Annotated in this window: 14 protein-coding genes; 8 read left to right on the top strand and 6 right to left on the bottom strand. The window is 71.4% G+C overall.

Annotated elements, in window-relative coordinates; all coding sequences use genetic code 11:
- Positions 1 to 186: 186 nt before the first annotated feature.
- On the bottom strand, positions 187 to 1,608 hold the full coding sequence (gene sufB, locus AXW62_RS18720; protein WP_030841005.1) for a Fe-S cluster assembly protein SufB: 1,422 nt from the start codon (positions 1,606 to 1,608) through the stop codon (positions 187 to 189).
- On the bottom strand, positions 1,605 to 2,408 hold the full coding sequence (locus AXW62_RS18715; protein ID WP_060945527.1) for a helix-turn-helix transcriptional regulator: 804 nt from the start codon (positions 2,406 to 2,408) through the stop codon (positions 1,605 to 1,607). The genes sufB and AXW62_RS18715 overlap by 4 nt, the downstream gene beginning before the upstream one ends.
- Before the next feature lie 205 nt (positions 2,409 to 2,613).
- Here AXW62_RS18715 and AXW62_RS18710 point away from each other — a divergent pair, with 205 nt between their 5' ends.
- From AXW62_RS18710 to AXW62_RS18700, 3 genes are all read left to right on the top strand, one after another.
- Positions 2,614 to 3,540, top strand: a complete 927-nt coding sequence (locus tag AXW62_RS18710) for an ABC transporter ATP-binding protein (RefSeq protein ID WP_060945526.1) — start codon at positions 2,614 to 2,616, stop codon at positions 3,538 to 3,540.
- Entirely contained in the window at positions 3,537 to 4,310 is a 774-nt protein-coding gene (locus AXW62_RS18705; protein WP_030840996.1) for an ABC transporter permease, read from the top strand. Before AXW62_RS18710 ends, AXW62_RS18705 begins: the two co-directional genes overlap by 4 nt.
- A gap of 85 nt (positions 4,311 to 4,395) precedes the next feature.
- Entirely contained in the window at positions 4,396 to 5,388 is a 993-nt protein-coding gene (locus AXW62_RS18700; protein ID WP_060945525.1) for a COX15/CtaA family protein, read from the top strand.
- On the opposite strand, the gene AXW62_RS18695 is transcribed toward AXW62_RS18700, so the two are convergent.
- Genes AXW62_RS18695 through AXW62_RS18685 form a run of 3 tightly spaced genes read right to left on the bottom strand, consistent with a single transcriptional unit; the run spans position 5,358 to position 7,947 of the window.
- Positions 5,358 to 6,494 (bottom strand): amidohydrolase, encoded by a 1,137-nt coding sequence (locus AXW62_RS18695; RefSeq protein WP_244502973.1) that lies wholly within the window; start codon positions 6,492 to 6,494, stop codon positions 5,358 to 5,360. The two genes, AXW62_RS18700 and AXW62_RS18695, sit on opposite strands and share 31 nt — an antisense overlap.
- A 55-nt stretch (positions 6,495 to 6,549) precedes the next feature.
- The gene (locus AXW62_RS18690) at positions 6,550 to 6,972 is read right to left on the bottom strand and encodes a hypothetical protein (protein ID WP_079115682.1); all 423 of its coding nucleotides are present in this window, start codon (positions 6,970 to 6,972) and stop codon (positions 6,550 to 6,552) included.
- 24 nt (positions 6,973 to 6,996) lie between these two features.
- On the bottom strand, positions 6,997 to 7,947 hold the full coding sequence (locus tag AXW62_RS18685) for a heme o synthase (RefSeq protein WP_060945524.1): 951 nt from the start codon (positions 7,945 to 7,947) through the stop codon (positions 6,997 to 6,999).
- Between the two features lie 405 nt (positions 7,948 to 8,352).
- Between AXW62_RS18685 and tkt the strand changes: the two genes are divergently transcribed.
- The 5 genes from tkt to pgl are packed head-to-tail and all read left to right on the top strand — an operon-like array spanning position 8,353 to position 15,068.
- A complete protein-coding gene (gene tkt / locus AXW62_RS18680; RefSeq protein WP_060945523.1) occupies positions 8,353 to 10,431 on the top strand; it encodes a transketolase in 2,079 nt (692 codons plus the stop codon).
- Positions 10,432 to 10,476: 45 nt separating this feature from the next.
- The gene (tal, locus tag AXW62_RS18675) at positions 10,477 to 11,595 is read left to right on the top strand and encodes a transaldolase (protein ID WP_060945522.1); all 1,119 of its coding nucleotides are present in this window, start codon (positions 10,477 to 10,479) and stop codon (positions 11,593 to 11,595) included.
- A 4-nt stretch (positions 11,596 to 11,599) separates the two neighbouring features.
- Complete coding sequence (zwf, locus tag AXW62_RS18670) at positions 11,600 to 13,123, top strand: glucose-6-phosphate dehydrogenase (protein ID WP_060945521.1); 1,524 nt, start codon at positions 11,600 to 11,602, stop codon at positions 13,121 to 13,123.
- Positions 13,120 to 14,289, top strand: coding sequence for a glucose-6-phosphate dehydrogenase assembly protein OpcA (gene opcA, locus AXW62_RS18665; RefSeq protein ID WP_060945520.1), 1,170 nt, complete (start codon positions 13,120 to 13,122; stop codon positions 14,287 to 14,289). Before zwf ends, opcA begins: the two co-directional genes overlap by 4 nt.
- Positions 14,286 to 15,068, top strand: a complete 783-nt coding sequence (gene pgl, locus AXW62_RS18660) for a 6-phosphogluconolactonase (RefSeq protein ID WP_030840968.1) — start codon at positions 14,286 to 14,288, stop codon at positions 15,066 to 15,068. The genes opcA and pgl overlap by 4 nt, the downstream gene beginning before the upstream one ends.
- Positions 15,069 to 15,159: 91 nt before the next feature.
- On the opposite strand, the gene pgi is transcribed toward pgl, so the two are convergent.
- The gene (gene pgi, locus AXW62_RS18655; RefSeq protein ID WP_060945535.1) at positions 15,160 to 16,812 is read right to left on the bottom strand and encodes a glucose-6-phosphate isomerase; all 1,653 of its coding nucleotides are present in this window, start codon (positions 16,810 to 16,812) and stop codon (positions 15,160 to 15,162) included.
- Positions 16,813 to 16,821: the final 9 nt, after the last annotated feature.

Raw genomic sequence — 16,821 nt, 5'->3', positions numbered from 1 at the left:
CTGTGTTCGCTCGCCTCCGGGCGCTCTGGCCCGCTGCCGACGTTCCTCGACACCGCGCTCCCTCGTTCCTCGGTCGCTTGGTCTCGTCTCTTTCGGCAGCGGCGCGCCCTTCGGCTCGCTCACCGGGCTTGGCATGGTGCCCGGCGGGGACGGCGTCCCCGCCGGGGCGGGAAGGGCGTGGTGGCATCAGCCGACCGCGCCCTCCATCTGCAGCTCGATCAGCCGGTTGAGCTCCAGCGCGTACTCCATGGGCAGCTCACGCGCGATCGGCTCGACGAACCCGCGCACGATCATCGCCATGGCCTCGTCCTCGGACAGACCGCGGCTCATGAGGTAGAAGAGCTGGTCGTCGCTGACCTTGGAGACGGTCGCCTCATGGCCCATGGAGACGTCGTCCTCGCGGACGTCCACGTACGGGTAGGTGTCCGACCGCGAGACCGTGTCGACCAGCAGGGCGTCGCACAGCACGTTGGACTTGGAGCCCTCGGCGCCCTCGCCGATCTCGATCAGACCGCGGTAGGAGGTGCGGCCGCCGCCGCGCGCCACCGACTTGGACACGATGTTCGACGAGGTGTGGGGCGCCATGTGCACCATCTTGGCGCCGGCGTCCTGGTGCTGGCCCTCGCCCGCGAAGGCGATGGACAGGGTCTCGCCCTTGGCGTGCTCGCCCATCAGGTAGACGGCGGGGTACTTCATGGTCACCTTGGAGCCGATGTTGCCGTCGACCCACTCCATGGTCGCGCCCTCGTAGGCCACGGCGCGCTTGGTGACCAGGTTGTAGACGTTGTTCGACCAGTTCTGGATGGTCGTGTAGCGGCAGCGGGCGCCCTTCTTGACGATGATCTCGACGACCGCGGAGTGCAGCGAGTCCGACTTGTAGATCGGCGCGGTGCAGCCCTCGACGTAGTGGACGTACGCGTCCTCGTCGACGATGATCAGCGTCCGCTCGAACTGGCCCATGTTCTCGGTGTTGATCCGGAAGTACGCCTGGAGCGGGATCTCCACGTGCACGCCCTTCGGCACGTAGATGAACGAGCCGCCGGACCAGACCGCCGTGTTCAGCGAGGCGAACTTGTTGTCGCCCGCGGGGATCACGGAGCCGAAGTACTCCTTGAAGAGCTCCGGGTGCTCCCGCAGACCGGTGTCGGTGTCGAGGAAGATGACGCCCTGCTCCTCGAGGTCCTCACGGATCTTGTGGTAGACGACCTCGGACTCGTACTGGGCGGCGACACCGGCGACCAGCCGCTGCTTCTCGGCCTCCGGGATGCCCAGCTTGTCGTAGGTGTTCTTGATGTCCTCGGGCAGCTCCTCCCAGGAGGCGGCCTGCTGCTCGGTGGAGCGGACGAAGTACTTGATGTTGTCGAAGTCGATACCCGACAGGTCCGAGCCCCAGGTGGGCATGGGCTTCTTGTCGAAGAGCCGCAGGCCCTTGAGGCGGAGCTTGAGCATCCACTCCGGCTCGGACTTCTTCGCCGAGATGTCGCGTACGACCTCCTCGGAGAGGCCGCGCTTGGCCGAGGCACCGGCCACGTCGGAGTCGGCCCAGCCGTACTCGTAGTTGCCCAGACCCTCGAGCTCGGGGTGAGCGGTCTCCGTGGGGAGAGTCATGCGGAATTCCTCCCGGCCGTGCTGGCAGATGCGGTGGTGGTCCTGGTGATGCGGGGGTGGGTCTTCTCGACCTTGCCGGTCTTCGGAATGAACGTCGTGCACACTCCGTCGCCATGGGCGATGGTGGCCAGACGCTGCACATGGGTTCCGAGCAGCTGGGAGAAGACCTCGGTCTCCGCCTCACACAGCTGCGGATAGCGCTCGGCTGCGTGGGCGACCGGGCAGTGGTGCTGGCAGAGCTGTTCGCCGACCGGCGCGCTGCGCGCCGTAGCAGCGTACCCGTCCGCGGACAGGGCGTCCGCGAGGGCCTCGGTGCGCCGGCCCGGGGCGGCGGCCTCGACGGCGCCGCGGTACCCCTGCGCCTGGGCGGCGAGCCTGGCGCGGGCGAACGCGGCGACCGCGGCCCGGCCCGCCTCGCCGCCTCCGGCGCTCTGCTCGATCCACCGCAGGGCGTCGACGGCGAGCTGGTCGTAAGCCTGGTCGAAGGCGTCGCGACCGCAGTCGGTCAGCGCGAAGACCTTGGCCGGGCGGCCGCGCCCCCGCGCCCCGTACACCCTCTTCTCGCGGGGCTCGACGACGCCGTCGGCGACGAGGGTGTCCAGGTGGCGGCGGACGGCCGCCTGGGTCAGCTCCAGCCGTACGGCGAGTTCCGCCGCGGTGGAGGGACCGTGGTCGAGGATCGAGCGCGCCACCCGGTTGCGCGTGCCGCGCTGCTGCTCTTCCGGCGCGGAAGCGGGCACGCCGGTCCGCGCGGCCGTCTCGGCCGCGCGTTCCTTCGGAGCGTCGCTCGCGTATTTCACAACGCCATTGTTGCGTAATTCCCCGGTGGGGCACAAGCGAGCGGATCGCCGCTTCCGGTGGGGTACGTCACTTAGGCGTGCCTAAGTCCGCGGCGCTCCCGGGCCGTAAGTCCACCTGCGAGGACACGTCCCGGGCCACCGGCGGGCGCCGCGGCTTCCGGCCCTGCCGCCCACGGCGGACCCGGCGATTCGTAGACTGCCGGACATGCGAGAAGAGCCCGCGGTCGACATCGTCGGCCTGGTCAAGCGGTACGGCCCGAAGACCGCGGTCGACGGGCTCGACCTGTCCGTGGACCGGGGCACCGTGACCGCCGTGCTCGGCCCCAACGGAGCCGGCAAGACCACCACCGTCGAGACCTGTGAGGGGTACCGCCGCCCCGACGCCGGCACGGTCCGGATATTCGGACTCGACCCGGTCGCGGACGCCCCGGCGCTGCGGCCGCGGGTCGGGGTGATGCTCCAGTCCGGAGGCGTTTATTCCGGCGCGCGGGCAGAAGAGATGCTGCGCCACACCGCCTCCCTGCACGCGCATCCGGTGGACGTCGGTCTGCTGATCGAGCGGCTCGGCCTCGGCTCCTGCGGCCGGACCAGCTACCGGCGGCTCTCCGGGGGGCAGCAGCAGCGGCTCGCGCTCGCCATGGCCGTCGTCGGCCGCCCCGAGCTGGTCTTCCTCGACGAGCCGACCGCCGGACTCGACCCGCAGGCCCGCCGCGCCACCTGGGACCTGGTCCGCGACCTGCGGGGCGACGGGGTCACCGTGGTGCTCACCACGCACTACATGGACGAGGCCGAGCAGCTCGCCGACGATGTGGCGATCATCGACGGCGGCAAGGTGATCGCCCAGGGCAGCCCCGAGGAGCTGTGCCGCGGCGGCGCCGAGAACACCCTGCGCTTCACCGGCCGTCCCGCACTCGACCTGGCCTCGCTCCTCAAGGCGCTGCCCGCCGACTCCACGGCCGCCGAGCTGACGCCCGGCTCGTACCGCGTCACCGGCAAGGTCAACCCCCAGCTGCTGGCCACCGTCACCTCCTGGTGCGCGCAGAACGGGGTGATGCCGGACCGGATCTCGGTCGAGCGGCACACCCTCGAAGACGTCTTTCTGGAGCTCACCGGTAAGGAGCTGCGCGCATGACCGCCACGGGCACCTTCCTCCCCAAGCCGGGGGCGGCCCCGCTCCCGCGGATGATCCGCGCGCAGGCCGCGCTGGAGACCCGGATGCTGCTGCGCAACGGCGAGCAGCTGCTGCTGACCGTCGTCATCCCGTCCCTGCTGCTGGTGCTGTTCAGCACCGTGGACATCGTCGACACCGGCGCGGACGGCCGCGCGGTGGACTTCCTCGCGCCCGGCGTGCTGGCGCTGGCCGTGCTGTCCACGGCGTTCACCGGCCAGGCCATCGCCACCGGTTTCGAGCGGCGCTACGGGGTGCTCAAGCGGCTCGCCGTCTCCCCGCTGCCGCGGTGGGGCCTGATGACCGCCAAGACCTGTGCGGTACTGGTCACCGAGGTCCTGCAGATCGCGCTGCTGACCGCGATCGCGCTGGCGCTCGGCTGGTCACCGCACGGCGACCCGCTCTCCGTCGCGCTGCTGCTGATCCTCGGCACGGCGGCGTTCTCCGGCCTCGGCCTGCTGATGGCGGGCACCCTGAAGGCCGAGGCGACCCTGGCCGCCGCCAATCTGGTCTTCCTGCTGCTGCTCGTGGCCGGCGGGGTGATCGTGTCGCTGGACAAGTTCCCCGGCGGCGTGCGGGGCGTGCTGGAGCTGCTGCCGATCTCGGCGCTCTCCGGCGGGCTGCGGGACGTCCTCCAGGACGGCGCCGGGGTGCCGTGGCGGGACCTGGCGATCCTGGCGGTGTGGGCGGTGCTGGGGCTGGGCGCGGCGGCCCGGCTGTTCCGCTGGGAGTAGCTCGATAACCCGCCCATGACCTGCGGCTTTACCGAAAGGCAACCCCTCGTGAAAAGCTGCACAAGCGGCAGCCTACGATGGGCCCGTGCCGAATTCGCTGAATCCGCTGGAGCTGATCGCCCGGCGCTGGCAGCCCTCCGCTCGCTTCGTGGAGCGGGCCGCGCTGGCCACCGTGGTGATGGCCGTGGTCATCGTCGTGACCGGTGGCGCGGTGCGCCTCACCGAGTCCGGGCTGGGCTGTGACACCTGGCCGAAGTGCACCTCCGGCAGCCTGACGCCGACCTCCGACATGGGCATCCACGGTGCCATCGAGTTCACCAACCGCATGCTGACGTACGTCCTGTGCGTGTTCGTCGGCGTGCTGATCATCGCCGCGCGGGCCCGCACCCCGGTGCGCCGCTCGCTGACCCGGCTCGGCTGGGCGCAGTTCTGGATCGTGATGGGAAACGCCGTCGTCGGCGGCATCGTGGTCCTCACCGGGCTCAACCCGTACATCGTCAGCTCGCACTTCCTGCTGTCCTCCGCCCTCCTCACGGTCGCGATGGTGGTCTGGCAGCGGGCTCGCGAGGGGGACGGCGAGCCGCGTGACCTCGTCGCCCGTCCGGTGCGCCAGCTGACCTGGCTGCTGGTCGGCGCGACCCTTGCGCTGATCCTGATCGGCACCGTGGTCACCGGGGCCGGACCGCACGCGGGCGACGCCCGGGAGGTGCACCGGATCCCGCTGAACTGGCAGGAGATCACCCAGCTGCACGTGGACTTCGTCTACATCGTGCTGGGCCTCACCGTCGCCCTGTGGTTCACCCTGCGCGCCGTGAAGGCCCCCGCCGCCCAGCGCCGCACCGTCCTGGAGCTCCTCGTCGTGCTGCTGCTGCAGGGCGTGGTCGGGTACGTGCAGTACTTCACCCATCTGCCCGAGGTGATCGTCGGCATCCATATGCTCGGCTCCTGCCTGGTGTGGATCGCGACCCTGCGGGTGCTGCTCGGCCAGCGCGAGCGCGCCGCGCTCCCGGTGGCCGCGCCCGCCGCCGCGGGCGGCCAGGCGTCCGTTCAGCCCGAACCGGCCGCGTCCAGCCGGTAGACCCGGCGCGCGGTCCCGGCCGCGACCAGTCCGGCGATCCGCTGGGCCTCGGCCCGGGTGCAGACCCCCTCGCCGACCCACTCCTCCGCCAGCCGGGCCATGGCCTGGCCGAACAGCCGGGCCGCGGTCACATACAGCTCGGGCAGCGCCCGCGCGCCCGTCGAGAAGAGCAGCTTGCCGAACGGCGCCTCGCCCAGGGTCTCCCCGGGCCGGGGCCCGGCGTCCGCGTAGACATGCGGGAAGGCCGCGGCGAGCCGGGCCGCCCGCCGGTGGTGCGACCGGCCGGGCAGCAGCACCAGATCGGTGCCGAAACCCGCCGTGGCGCGCAGAAAGCCGGTGAGCGACTGCGGATCGGCGCAGTGCAGCTGCACCGGAAGGCCGGTCGCGACGGCGCTCCACAGCAGATGCTGGGCGAGCGCGGGCCCGGGGGCGCGGTCCGGGGCGGGGCGTACGGTGAGCGCGAGCCAGCGGGCGGCGGCGCGCCGCACCTCGCGCGGATCGGGCGGGATCTCGTCGCAGAAGGCGATCCCCATGGCGAAGGCGGTCGCGTGCTGGGCCGCCGCGTACAGCGCCTCGGCGGTGTTGCCGATGAAGGCGTCGACGGTGCCGGAGGTGTCGGCGACCTGCTCGGCCAGCGGCTCCAGGCGGACCACCTCGTGGACCGTGCCGTCGGCGGCCGCGGCCAGTTCCCCGGGGGTGCTGAGGTCGCCCCGGGCGCCGGACTCCAGCAGGAAGGTGCCGATGCCGGCGCCGCGCAGCAGCAGCCGCCCGGCGTGGTAGGCGCCCAGCTCACGGCGGCGGGCCAGATAACTGACGGGCGCGCAGTGGGGCTCCAGGCCCAGCAGCGGGGGGCACCAGCGCCGCACGGCCAGCCCGGTCCAGCTATCGAAGAAGGTGGTGCCGGCCGGGGCCGCGCCCGACCCGGCGGCGGCCGCCAGATGGGTTTCGAACGAGCCCAGTCCCAGCTCGCCGTGGACCGTGCCGTGACTGTGCTGGTCGACCAGCGGCGGCAGGGCGACCGCCCCGGCCGCCGGGCCCGGCCCGTCCCGGGGGGCCGGGCCGGCCGGGGGGCCCAGGGTGTTCGGGGAGTCCGTCGCCTCGTGCATCGCCATCGACGGGCTTAACGGGCGAAAGGGGTGCGAGGTGTCGCCGGACCCGTTCTCAGGCGTCCCGCGAGGCCGGTCCCGGAGGGTTGGCCGTTCCGCCGAGCTGGATGCCCGCCATGCGCGTCCACTCGTACGGACCGGTGCGGACCTTCGCGGCGAGGTCGCCGTCGAAGTCGTCGTGGACGGTCAGCCCGGCGAGCCCGGCGGCGCGCCGCGCGCTCTCCGCGGAGGGGGCGACCAGGACGCCCCATTCGCCGTCGGCGCCGACGAGGGCGATCCGCACGGTGCCGCGGCCGATGTGGGCGATCTGCCCCTCGGCGCCGCCGTGGCTCGTGGCGAAGGCCGTGATCTGGTGGGCGAGCCGGCCGGCCCGCTTCTCGTCCTTGGACGGCTTGGACGGCTTGGCGGGCTTGGCGGAGGCCGCCGGCACGGCGGGCCCGTCGCCCTCGGTCGTCTCCGGCTGGGTGGTGTCTGCCATGCAGCCGATGCTACCCGCCGGTAATCACCGCAGGAAGGGGTCCACGGCCAGCGCCACGAAGAGCAGCGACACATAGGTGATGGACCAGTGGAACAGCCGCATCTCCTTGAGCTTCGCCCCCGTGATCTCGGCCTTGGCCCGCGCCTGGAGCCCGTGCGCCTCCTTCAGCCACAGCCCGCCCAGCACGGCCGCGACCGCCGGGTAGAACCAGCCGGTGTAGCCGAGCGGCCACAGCAGCAGGGAGACGAGGACCATGGCCCAGCTGTAGAGGACGATCTGCCGGGCGACCACCTTGTTGCCCGCGAGGACCGGCAGCATGGGCACGCCCACCCGCTCGTAGTCGTCCTTGACCTTCATCGACAGCGGCCAGTAGTGCGGCGGCGTCCAGAAGAAGATGACGAGGAAGAGGATCAGCGCGGCCCAGGAGACCGAGTCGGTCACCGCCGACCAGCCGATGAAGACGGGCATGCAGCCGGCGATGCCGCCCCACACGATGTTCTGCGAGGTGCGCCGCTTGAGCCACATCGTGTAGACGACGACGTAGAAGACCAGCGCACCGAGCGACAGCATCGCGGACAGCGGGTTGACCAGCACCCAGAACCAGGCCGTCGACCCGACCGTGAGCACGGTGGCGAAGACGAGGCATTCGCGCGGCGAGACCATGCCGGTCACCAGCGGGCGCTGCGCCGTGCGCTCCATCATCGCGTCGATGTCCCGGTCGTAGTACATGTTGAACGCCGCGGCGCCGCCGGCCGACAGATAGCCGCCGACGCAGGTGGCGAGCACCAGCCACAGGTCCGGGACGCCCTCGGCCGCCAGGAACATGACCGGCACCGTCGTCATCAGCAGCAGTTCGATGACGCGCGGCTTGGTCAGCGCCACGAACGCCTTGACACGGGCCCCGAACGGCCGGTGACCGGAGCTCGTTTCGCTCGTCTCGAGCACCCCCGCAGGACGGGATTCGACGGCCGTCACGCACACCCCTGGTGGAAGCAAGAACCAGCAAGCACCGGACACGAGGAGCCGGTAAAGACTTGCGCGTACCACGCCACTCTAGACGCAGCGGATACGCCGCCCGCCGCCGGGGTACCCCGTGTTGAAGGCACCCGGCACGGCAGCCGGCAAGGCACCCGGCGAGGCGCCGGTAAGGCGGCCACGGCCGGGGCGGCAGGGCGGAGGCGATCCGGAACGATACCTTCCGCCGGGCCTCCGACACCGCCCGGACGGGCTCCGGAGGGAATGCGGCAACCCCGGAATTCGTTCCTTATCCCGTTGGGTGGAACTCGAAAAGGCGACCGTTGTTCCAGGGGTAGGCTCGACAACGCCGGTGTACATACGGTCACCGGATTTCGACATTGTGGAGAGGAGCCCTGACTCAGGGTGAGCACCAAGCCGACTACCACAGACCTCGAGTGGACCGATCTGGACCAGCGGGCCGTCGACACGGCCCGGGTCCTGGCCATGGACTCCGTACAGAAGGTCGGTAACGGCCACCCTGGCACGGCCATGAGCCTCGCGCCCGCCGCGTACCTGCTCTTCCAGAAGCTGATGCGGCACGACCCCTCCGACGCCGGCTGGGCGGGCCGTGACCGTTTCGTCCTGTCCCCCGGGCACACCAGCCTCACCCTCTACGTGCAGCTGTACCTGGCGGGCTTCGGGCTGGAGCTCGAGGATCTGCGGTCGTTCCGCACCTGGGGCAGCAAGACCCCGGGCCACCCGGAGTACGGCCACACCACGGGCGTCGAGACCACCACCGGCCCCCTGGGCCAGGGCATCGCCAACGCGGTCGGCATGGCGATGGCCGCCCGCTACGAGCGCGGCCTGTTCGACCCCGAGGCGCCGCAGGGCGCCTCTCCGTTCGACCACACCATCTGGGCCATCGTCTCCGACGGCGACCTGGAGGAGGGCATCTCCGCCGAGGCGTCCTCGCTGGCCGGCCACCAGAAGCTGGGCAACATCGTCGCTCTCTACGACGACAACCACATCTCGATCGAGGGCGACACCGCCACCGCGCTCTCCGAGGACGTCCTGGCGCGCTACGAGGCGTACGGCTGGCACGTCCAGCGCATCGAGCAGGCCGAGAACGGCGACTTCGACGTCCACGCGCTGTACGCGGCGCTCAAGGCGGCGCAGGCCGAGACCGAGCGCCCCTCGATCATCGCCGCCCGTACGATCATCGCCTGGCCCGCCCCGAACGCGCAGAACACCGAGGCGTCGCACGGCTCGGCGCTCGGCGCCGACGAGGTCGCCGCCACCAAGCGCGTCCTCGGCTTCGACCCCGAGCAGCACTTCGCGGTCGAGCCGGACGTCATCAACCACACCCGCGGCCTGGTCGAGCGCGGCCGGCAGGCGCACGCCGCCTGGGACAAGCGGCTCCAGGAGTGGCGGAACAACAACGCCGAGCGGGCCGCCCTGTTCGACCGGATCACCAAGGGCGAGCTGCCCGAGGGCTGGGAGAGCGCGCTGCCGGTCTTCGAGCCGGGCAAGGACGTCGCCACCCGCAAGGCGTCCGGCCAGGTGCTCAAGGCGCTCGGCGGGGTGCTCCCCGAGCTGTGGGGCGGCTCCGCCGACCTCGCGGGCTCCAACAACACCACGATCGACGCGTCCTCGTCCTTCCTCCCGAAGGGCAACCCGCTGCCGGAGGCCGACCCGTACGGCCGCACCATCCACTTCGGCATCCGCGAGCACGCCATGGGCTCGACCATGAACGGCATCGCGCTGCATGGCAACACCCGCGTCTACGGCGGCACCTTCCTGGTCTTCTCCGACTACATGCGCCCGGCCGTCCGGCTCGCCGCGCTGATGAAGCTGCCGGTCACCTACGTGTGGACGCACGACTCCATCGGCCTCGGCGAGGACGGCCCGACCCACCAGCCGGTGGAGCACCTGTCCGCGCTGCGCGCCATCCCGGGCCTGAACGTCGTCCGCCCGGCCGACGCCAACGAGACGGCCATCGCCTGGCGGGAGATCACCCGTCGCCACAGCGCCAGCCCGGCTCCCCACGGCCTCGCGCTGACCCGGCAGAACGTGCCGACCTACGAGGCCAACGAGGACGCCGCCAAGGGTGGCTATGTGCTCTTCGAGGCCGAGGGCGGCCGGCCGCAGGTCATCCTCATCGGCACCGGCTCGGAGGTGCAGCTCGCCGTCGAGGCGCGCGAGCAGCTCCAGGCCGCCGGGGTCCCGACCCGTGTCGTGTCGATGCCCTCGGTCGAGTGGTTCGAGGAGCAGGACAAGGGGTACCGGGACGGCGTGCTGCCGCCGTCCGTCAAGGCGCGCGTGGCGGTCGAAGCGGGCATCGGCCTGACCTGGTACCGCTACGTCGGCGAGGCCGGCCGCATCGTCTCGCTGGAGCACTTCGGCGCCTCCGCCGACTACAAGGTGCTCTACCGGGAGTTCGGTCTCACCGCCGAGGCCGTGGTCGCCGCCGCCCGCGAGTCCCTCGACGCCGCAGGGCACTGACGCCCCGCAGACGACTTAGTAGCGACGAGTAGGAGAACACACCCCATGACAGACGCACTCAAGCGGCTGGCCGACGAAGGCGTCGCGATCTGGCTCGACGACCTCTCGCGCAAGCGGATCACCTCCGGCAACCTGGCCGAGCTGATCGACCAGCAGCATGTCGTAGGCGTCACCACCAACCCGTCGATCTTCCAGAAGGCGATCTCCGGCGGCGACGGCTACGAACAGCAGCTGACCGACCTCGCGGCCCGCAGGCTCACCGTCGAAGAGGCCGTCCGCATGATCACGACGGCGGATGTCCGCGACGCCGCGGACATCCTCCGGCCGGTGTACGACGCGACCGGCGGCCAGGACGGCCGGGTCTCCATCGAGGTCGACCCGCGCCTGGCCCACGACACGGCCGCCACCGTCGCCGAGGCCAAGCAGCTGGCCTGGCTGGTGGACCGGCCCAACACCTTCATCAAGATCCCGGCGACCAAGGCGGGGCTGCCCGCGATCACCGAGGTGATCGGCCTGGGCATCAGCGTCAACGTCACGCTGATCTTCTCCCTGGAGCGGTACCGCGCGGTCATGGACGCCTTCCTGGCCGGTCTGGAGAAGGCCAAGGCCGCGGGGCTGGACCTGTCCAAGATCCACTCGGTGGCGTCCTTCTTCGTGTCCCGCGTGGACACCGAGATCGACAAGCGCATCGAGAAGATCGGCACCGATGAGGCCAAGGCGCTGCGCGGCAAGGCCGCCGTCGCCAACGCCCGCCTCGCCTACCAGGCGTACGAGGAGGTCTTCAGCTCCGACCGCTGGGCCGCCCTGGACCGGGCCAATGCCAACAAGCAGCGTCCGCTGTGGGCCTCGACCGGCGTCAAGGACCCGGCGTACAAGGACACCATGTACGTCGAGGAGCTGGTCGCCCCCGGCACCGTCAACACCATGCCGGAGGCCACCCTGGAGGCGGTCGCCGACCACGGCGAGACCCGCGGCGACACCGTGCACGGCACGTACGAGCAGGCCCAGGCCGACATCGACGCGCTGGCCGGGATCGGGATCTCCTACGACGAGGTCGTCCAGGTCCTGGAGGACGAGGGCGTCGAGAAGTTCGAGTCGTCCTGGAACGACCTGCTGAAGTCGACCGAGGCGGAGCTCAAGCGCCTCGCACCCTCGGAGGCGTGAAACCGTGAGCAGCAGCAATCCGCTGCGTGACCCACGGGACCGGCGGCTCCCGCGCATCGCGGGGCCGTCCGGCCTCGTGATCTTCGGCGTCACGGGCGACCTGTCCCGTAAGAAGCTGATGCCCGCCATCTACGACCTGGCCAACCGCGGTCTGCTGCCCCCGGGCTTCTCGCTCGTCGGCTTCGCGCGCCGCGACTGGGAGAACGAGGACTTCGCCCAGGTCGTGCACGACGCGGTCAAGGAACACGCGCGCACCCCGTTCCGCGAGGAGGTCTGGCAGCAGCTGGCCGAGGGGTTCCGCTTCGTGCCCGGCGAGTTCTCCGACGACGAGGCGTTCACGACCCTGCGGTCGACCATAGAAGAGCTCGACAAGGCGCGCGGCACCGGCGGGAACTTCGCCTTCTACCTGTCCGTCCCGCCGAAGTTCTTCCCCACCGTCGTGCAGCAGCTCAAGAAGCACGGGCTGTCCCAGGGCCAGGGCGACTCCTGGCGGCGCGCGGTCATCGAGAAGCCCTTCGGCCACGACCTGGAGAGCGCTCAGCAGCTCAACCAGGTCGTCCACGAGGTCTTCCGGCCCAGCGACGTCTTCCGGATCGACCACTACCTGGGCAAGGAGACGGTCCAGAACATCCTGGCGCTGCGCTTCGCCAACACGATGTTCGAGCCGATCTGGAACCGGTCGTACGTCGACCACGTACAGATCACCATGGCCGAGGACATCGGCATCGGCGGGCGCGCGGGCTACTACGACGGCATCGGCGCGGCCCGTGACGTCATCCAGAACCACCTGTTGCAGCTGCTCGCGCTGACCGCCATGGAGGAGCCCGCCTCCTTCGAGGCGTCCTCCCTGGTCACCGAGAAGCTGAAGGCGCTCAGGGCCGTCAAGCTGCCCAGGGACCTGGGCAAGCACACCGTGCGCGCCCAGTACGCCCGCGGCTGGCAGGGCGGCGAGGAGGTGCGCGGCTACCTCGACGAGGAGGGCATCGACCCCCACTCGAAGACCGACACCTACGCCGCGATCAAGCTGGAGATCGACAACCGCCGCTGGGCGGGTGTCCCCTTCTACCTGCGCACCGGCAAGCGGCTGGGGCGGCGGGTCACCGAGATCGCGGTGGTCTTCCAGCGCGCCCCGCACTCCCCCTTCGACGCCACCGACACCCAGGAGCTGGGGCAGAACGCCCTGGTCATCCGGGTGCAGCCGGACGAGGGCGTCACCATCCGGTTCGGCTCCAAGGTGCCCGGCACCTCGATGGAGATCCGGGACGTGACGATGGACTTCCAGTACGGCGAGTCCTTCACCGAGTCCAGCCCCGAGGCGTACGAGCGGCTGCTGCTCGATGTCCTGCTGGGCGAGGCGAACCTCTTCCCCCGCCACGAGGAGGTCGAGCAGTCCTGGCGGATCCTGGACCCGATCGAGGAGTACTGGGACAAGCACGGCAGGCCCGAGCAGTACACGGCCGGGACCTGGGGGCCGAAAGCCGCGGACGAGATGCTCGCACGAGACGGACGGAGCTGGCGGCGGCCATGAACATCGATCTCACGGACACCACGTCCAGCCGGATCAACTCCGCTCTGGTCCAGGCACGCCGGGCCACCGGTACCCCGGCCGTGGGCATGGTGCTCACCCTCGTCATCGTCACCGACGAGGGCAATCACTACGACGCGCTGCGGGCGGCGAGCGAGGCGTCCAAGGAACACCCCTCGCGCATCCTGGTCGTCATCAAGCGGCCGGGCCGGTCGCCGCGCGACCGCAAGATGGCCCGGCTGGACGCCGAAGTGCGGGTCGGCGGGGAGACCGGCACCGGCGAGACGGTGCTGCTGCGGCTGCACGGCGAACTCGCCAACCACGCCTACTCGGTGGTCCTGCCGCTGCTGCTGCCGGACGCCCCGGTGGTGGTGTGGTGGCCGGAGGACGCCCCGGACCACCCCAGCGAGGACCTGCTCGGACAGCTGGCCCAGCGCCGGATCACCGACGCCCAGGCCACCGAGGACCCGGTCGCCGCCCTCGGGCTGCGGGCCGCGACCTACACCCCGGGCGACACCGATCTGGCCTGGACCCGGATCACCCCCTGGCGCAGCGTCCTGGCCGCCGCGCTGGACCAGAGGCACTCCCCGATCATCTCCGCGGTCGTCGAGGGCGAGGCGTACAACCCGAGCAGCGAGCTGCTCGCGCTGTGGCTCGCCGAGCGGCTGCGGGTCCCGGTGGACCGGCAGGTCTCGGAGGGCCCCGGGCTGACCGCGGTGCGGCTGGAGACGGCCGACGGCGAGATCTGCCTGGACCGGGCGAACGGCTCGCTGGCCGAGCTGGCGATGCCGGGCCAGCCGGACCGGCATGTGGCGCTCCAGCGGCGTGAGATGTCGGAGCTGATCGCCGAGGAGCTGCGCCGGCTGGACCCCGACGAGACCTACGAGACGTCGGTGAAGTTCGGCGTGAGCAAGCTCGGCAAGGGCGGAGTGGGGACGCTGGAGCGGGACGTCAAGGCGGCCCCGGCCACTCAGGTGGTGCCGCCGGGCGCGGACCGGCCGCCGCTGCCGACCCGGGACCCGGAGGCGGCGCCGGAGCATGTCCCCGCGTCGCCGAAGAACCCGCCGCAGGCCCCGGCCCAGCCGCCGGCGCCGAGGCCCCACCCTCCGGCCGGGGCCCAGGGGCGGAAGCCGGACGGCAAGGCGGGGAACGGGAAGGCGGACACGTGACCGCTCCGCAGGTGGTCGTCCACCGCGACAAGGAGCTGATGGCCCAGGCCGCGGCGGCCCGGCTGATCACGAAGATCGTGGACGCCCAGGCCGCCCGCGGCTCCGCCTCGGTCGTCCTGACCGGTGGGCGCAACGGCAACGGCCTGCTCGCCGCGCTCGCCGCCTCCCCGGCGCGCGACGCGGTGGACTGGTCGCGGCTGGACCTGTGGTGGGGCGATGAGCGGTTCCTGCCGGAGGGCCATCCGGACCGCAACGTCACCCAGGCCCGCCAGGCGCTGCTGGACGCGGTGGAGCTGGACCCGGCGCGGGTCCACCCGATGCCCGCGTCCGACGGGCCGCACGGCGGCGATGTGGACGCCGCGGCCGAGGCGTACGCCGCCGAGCTGGGCCGGGCCGCGCGGCCGGAGAACCACGGCGCGGTGCCGTCGTTCGACGTGCTGCTGCTGGGCGTCGGCCCGGACACCCATGTGGCCTCGCTCTTCCCCGAGCTGCCCGCCGTCCGGGAGACCGAGCGGACGGTGGTCGGGGTGCGCGGCGCGCCCAAACCGCCGCCCGTCCGCACCACGCTGACCATGCCCGCGATCCGCGCGGCGCGGGAGGTGTGGCTGCTGGCGGCCGGTGAGGACAAGGCGAAGGCGGTCAGGATAGCCCTGTCGGGCGCCGGGGAGCTGCAGGCTCCGGCGGCCGGGGCGTACGGCCGCCGCCGTACGCTGTGGCTGCTGGACCGGGCCGCCGCGGCCGGTCTGCCGCGCGAGCTGTACCCTCCGGCGTCGCCGTAACCCGCGTCACGCACCCGTCACGCACCCGATCCCCCGCGTGCCCGAAGGCACCCGGGGGATCGTCGCGTTTCGGCTCCCGTGGCGCGGGACCTCAGCGGCCGCGCAGCGAACGGTAGGTGGCGACCAGGTGCTCGGTGGAGGTGTCCAGGCCCGGCACCTCGGCGCCCTCGGTCAGCGCGGGCTCGACCCGCTTGGCGAGCACCTTGCCCAGCTCCACTCCCCACTGGTCGAAGGAGTCGATGTTCCACACCGCGCCCTGGACGAACACCTTGTGCTCATAGAGGGCGATCAGCTGGCCCAGCACCGACGGGGTGAGCTCGGAGGCGAGGATCGTGGTGGTGGGGCGGTTGCCGCGGAAGGTCTTGTGCGGCACCAGCTCCTCGGGCACCCCCTCGGCGGCGACCTCCTCGGCGGTCTTGCCGAAGGCCAGCGCCTGGCCCTGGGCGAAGAGGTTGGCCATCAGCAGGTCGTGGTGGGGCTCCAGACCGGGCGGCAGGTCCTTCACCGGCCGGGCGAAGCCGATCAGGTCGGCCGGGACCAGCTTGGTGCCCTGGTGGAGCAGCTGGTAGTAGGCGTGCTGGCCGTTGGTGCCAGGGGTGCCCCATACGATGGGGCCGGTCTGCCAGCCGACCCGATGGCCCTCCCGGTCCACGGACTTGCCGTTGGACTCCATGTCCAGCTGCTGGAGATAGTCGGTGAACTTCGACAGGTAGTGGCTGTAGGGCAGGACGGCGTGCGCCTGGGCGTCGTGGAAGTTGTCGTACCAGATGCCCAGCAGGCCCATCAGCAGCGGGACGTTCTCCTCCGGCGGGGCGGTGGCGAAGTGCTCGTCGACCAGGTGGAAACCGGCCAGCATCTCGCGGAAGCGGTCGGGGCCGATGGCGACCATCAGGGAGAGGCCGATGGCCGAGTCGAAGGAGTAGCGCCCGCCGACCCAGTCCCAGAACCCGAACATGTTGTCCGTGTCGATGCCGAACTCGGCGACCTTCTCGGCGTTGGTCGACACCGCCACGAAGTGCTTGGCGACGGCCTCCTCACCGGCCCGCAGCCCGGTCAGCAGCCAGTCGCGGGCGGAGACGGCGTTGGTGATGGTCTCGATGGTGGTGAAGGTCTTGGAGGCGACGATGAACAGCGTCTCGGCCGGGTCCAGGTCGCGCACCGCCTCGTGCAGATCCGCGCCGTCCACGTTGGAGACGAACCGGAACGTCATCGAGCGGTCGCTGTAGGACCGCAGCGCCTCATACGCCATCGCCGGGCCCAGATCGGAGCCGCCGATGCCGATGTTGACGACGTTCCGGATCCGCTTGCCGGTGTGGCCGGTCCAGTCGCCGAACCTGATGCGGTCGGCGAAGACGGCCATCTTGGTGAGCACGGCGTGCACCTCGCCGACGACGTCCTCGCCGTCCACCCTGATGTCCGCCGAGTGCGGGGCGCGCAGCGCGACGTGCAGCACCGCGCGGTCCTCGGTGGTGTTGATCCGCTCACCGCGGAACATGGCGTCCCGCAGCTCGGCCACCTTGGTGGCGCGCGCCAGCTCCCGCAGCAGCCGCAGGGTCTCGTCGGTCACCAGGTGCTTGGAGTAGTCGACATGGAGATCGCCGACCCGAAGGGTGTACCGGCGCCCGCGCTCCGGGTCGCCGGCGAACAGCTCGCGCAGATGCGCGTCACCCAGCTCCTTGCGGTGTGCGGCCAGTGCCTGCCACTCCGGCAGCTGGTCCGGCCTGGTGCGGCCTTCCGTGTTCATCTCGGACAT

The organism is Streptomyces hygroscopicus subsp. hygroscopicus (genome assembly GCF_001553455.1).
GTDB classification, from domain to species: Bacteria; Actinomycetota; Actinomycetes; order Streptomycetales; family Streptomycetaceae; genus Streptomyces; species Streptomyces hygroscopicus.
This window is presented reverse-complemented; position numbering and strand designations above follow the sequence as displayed.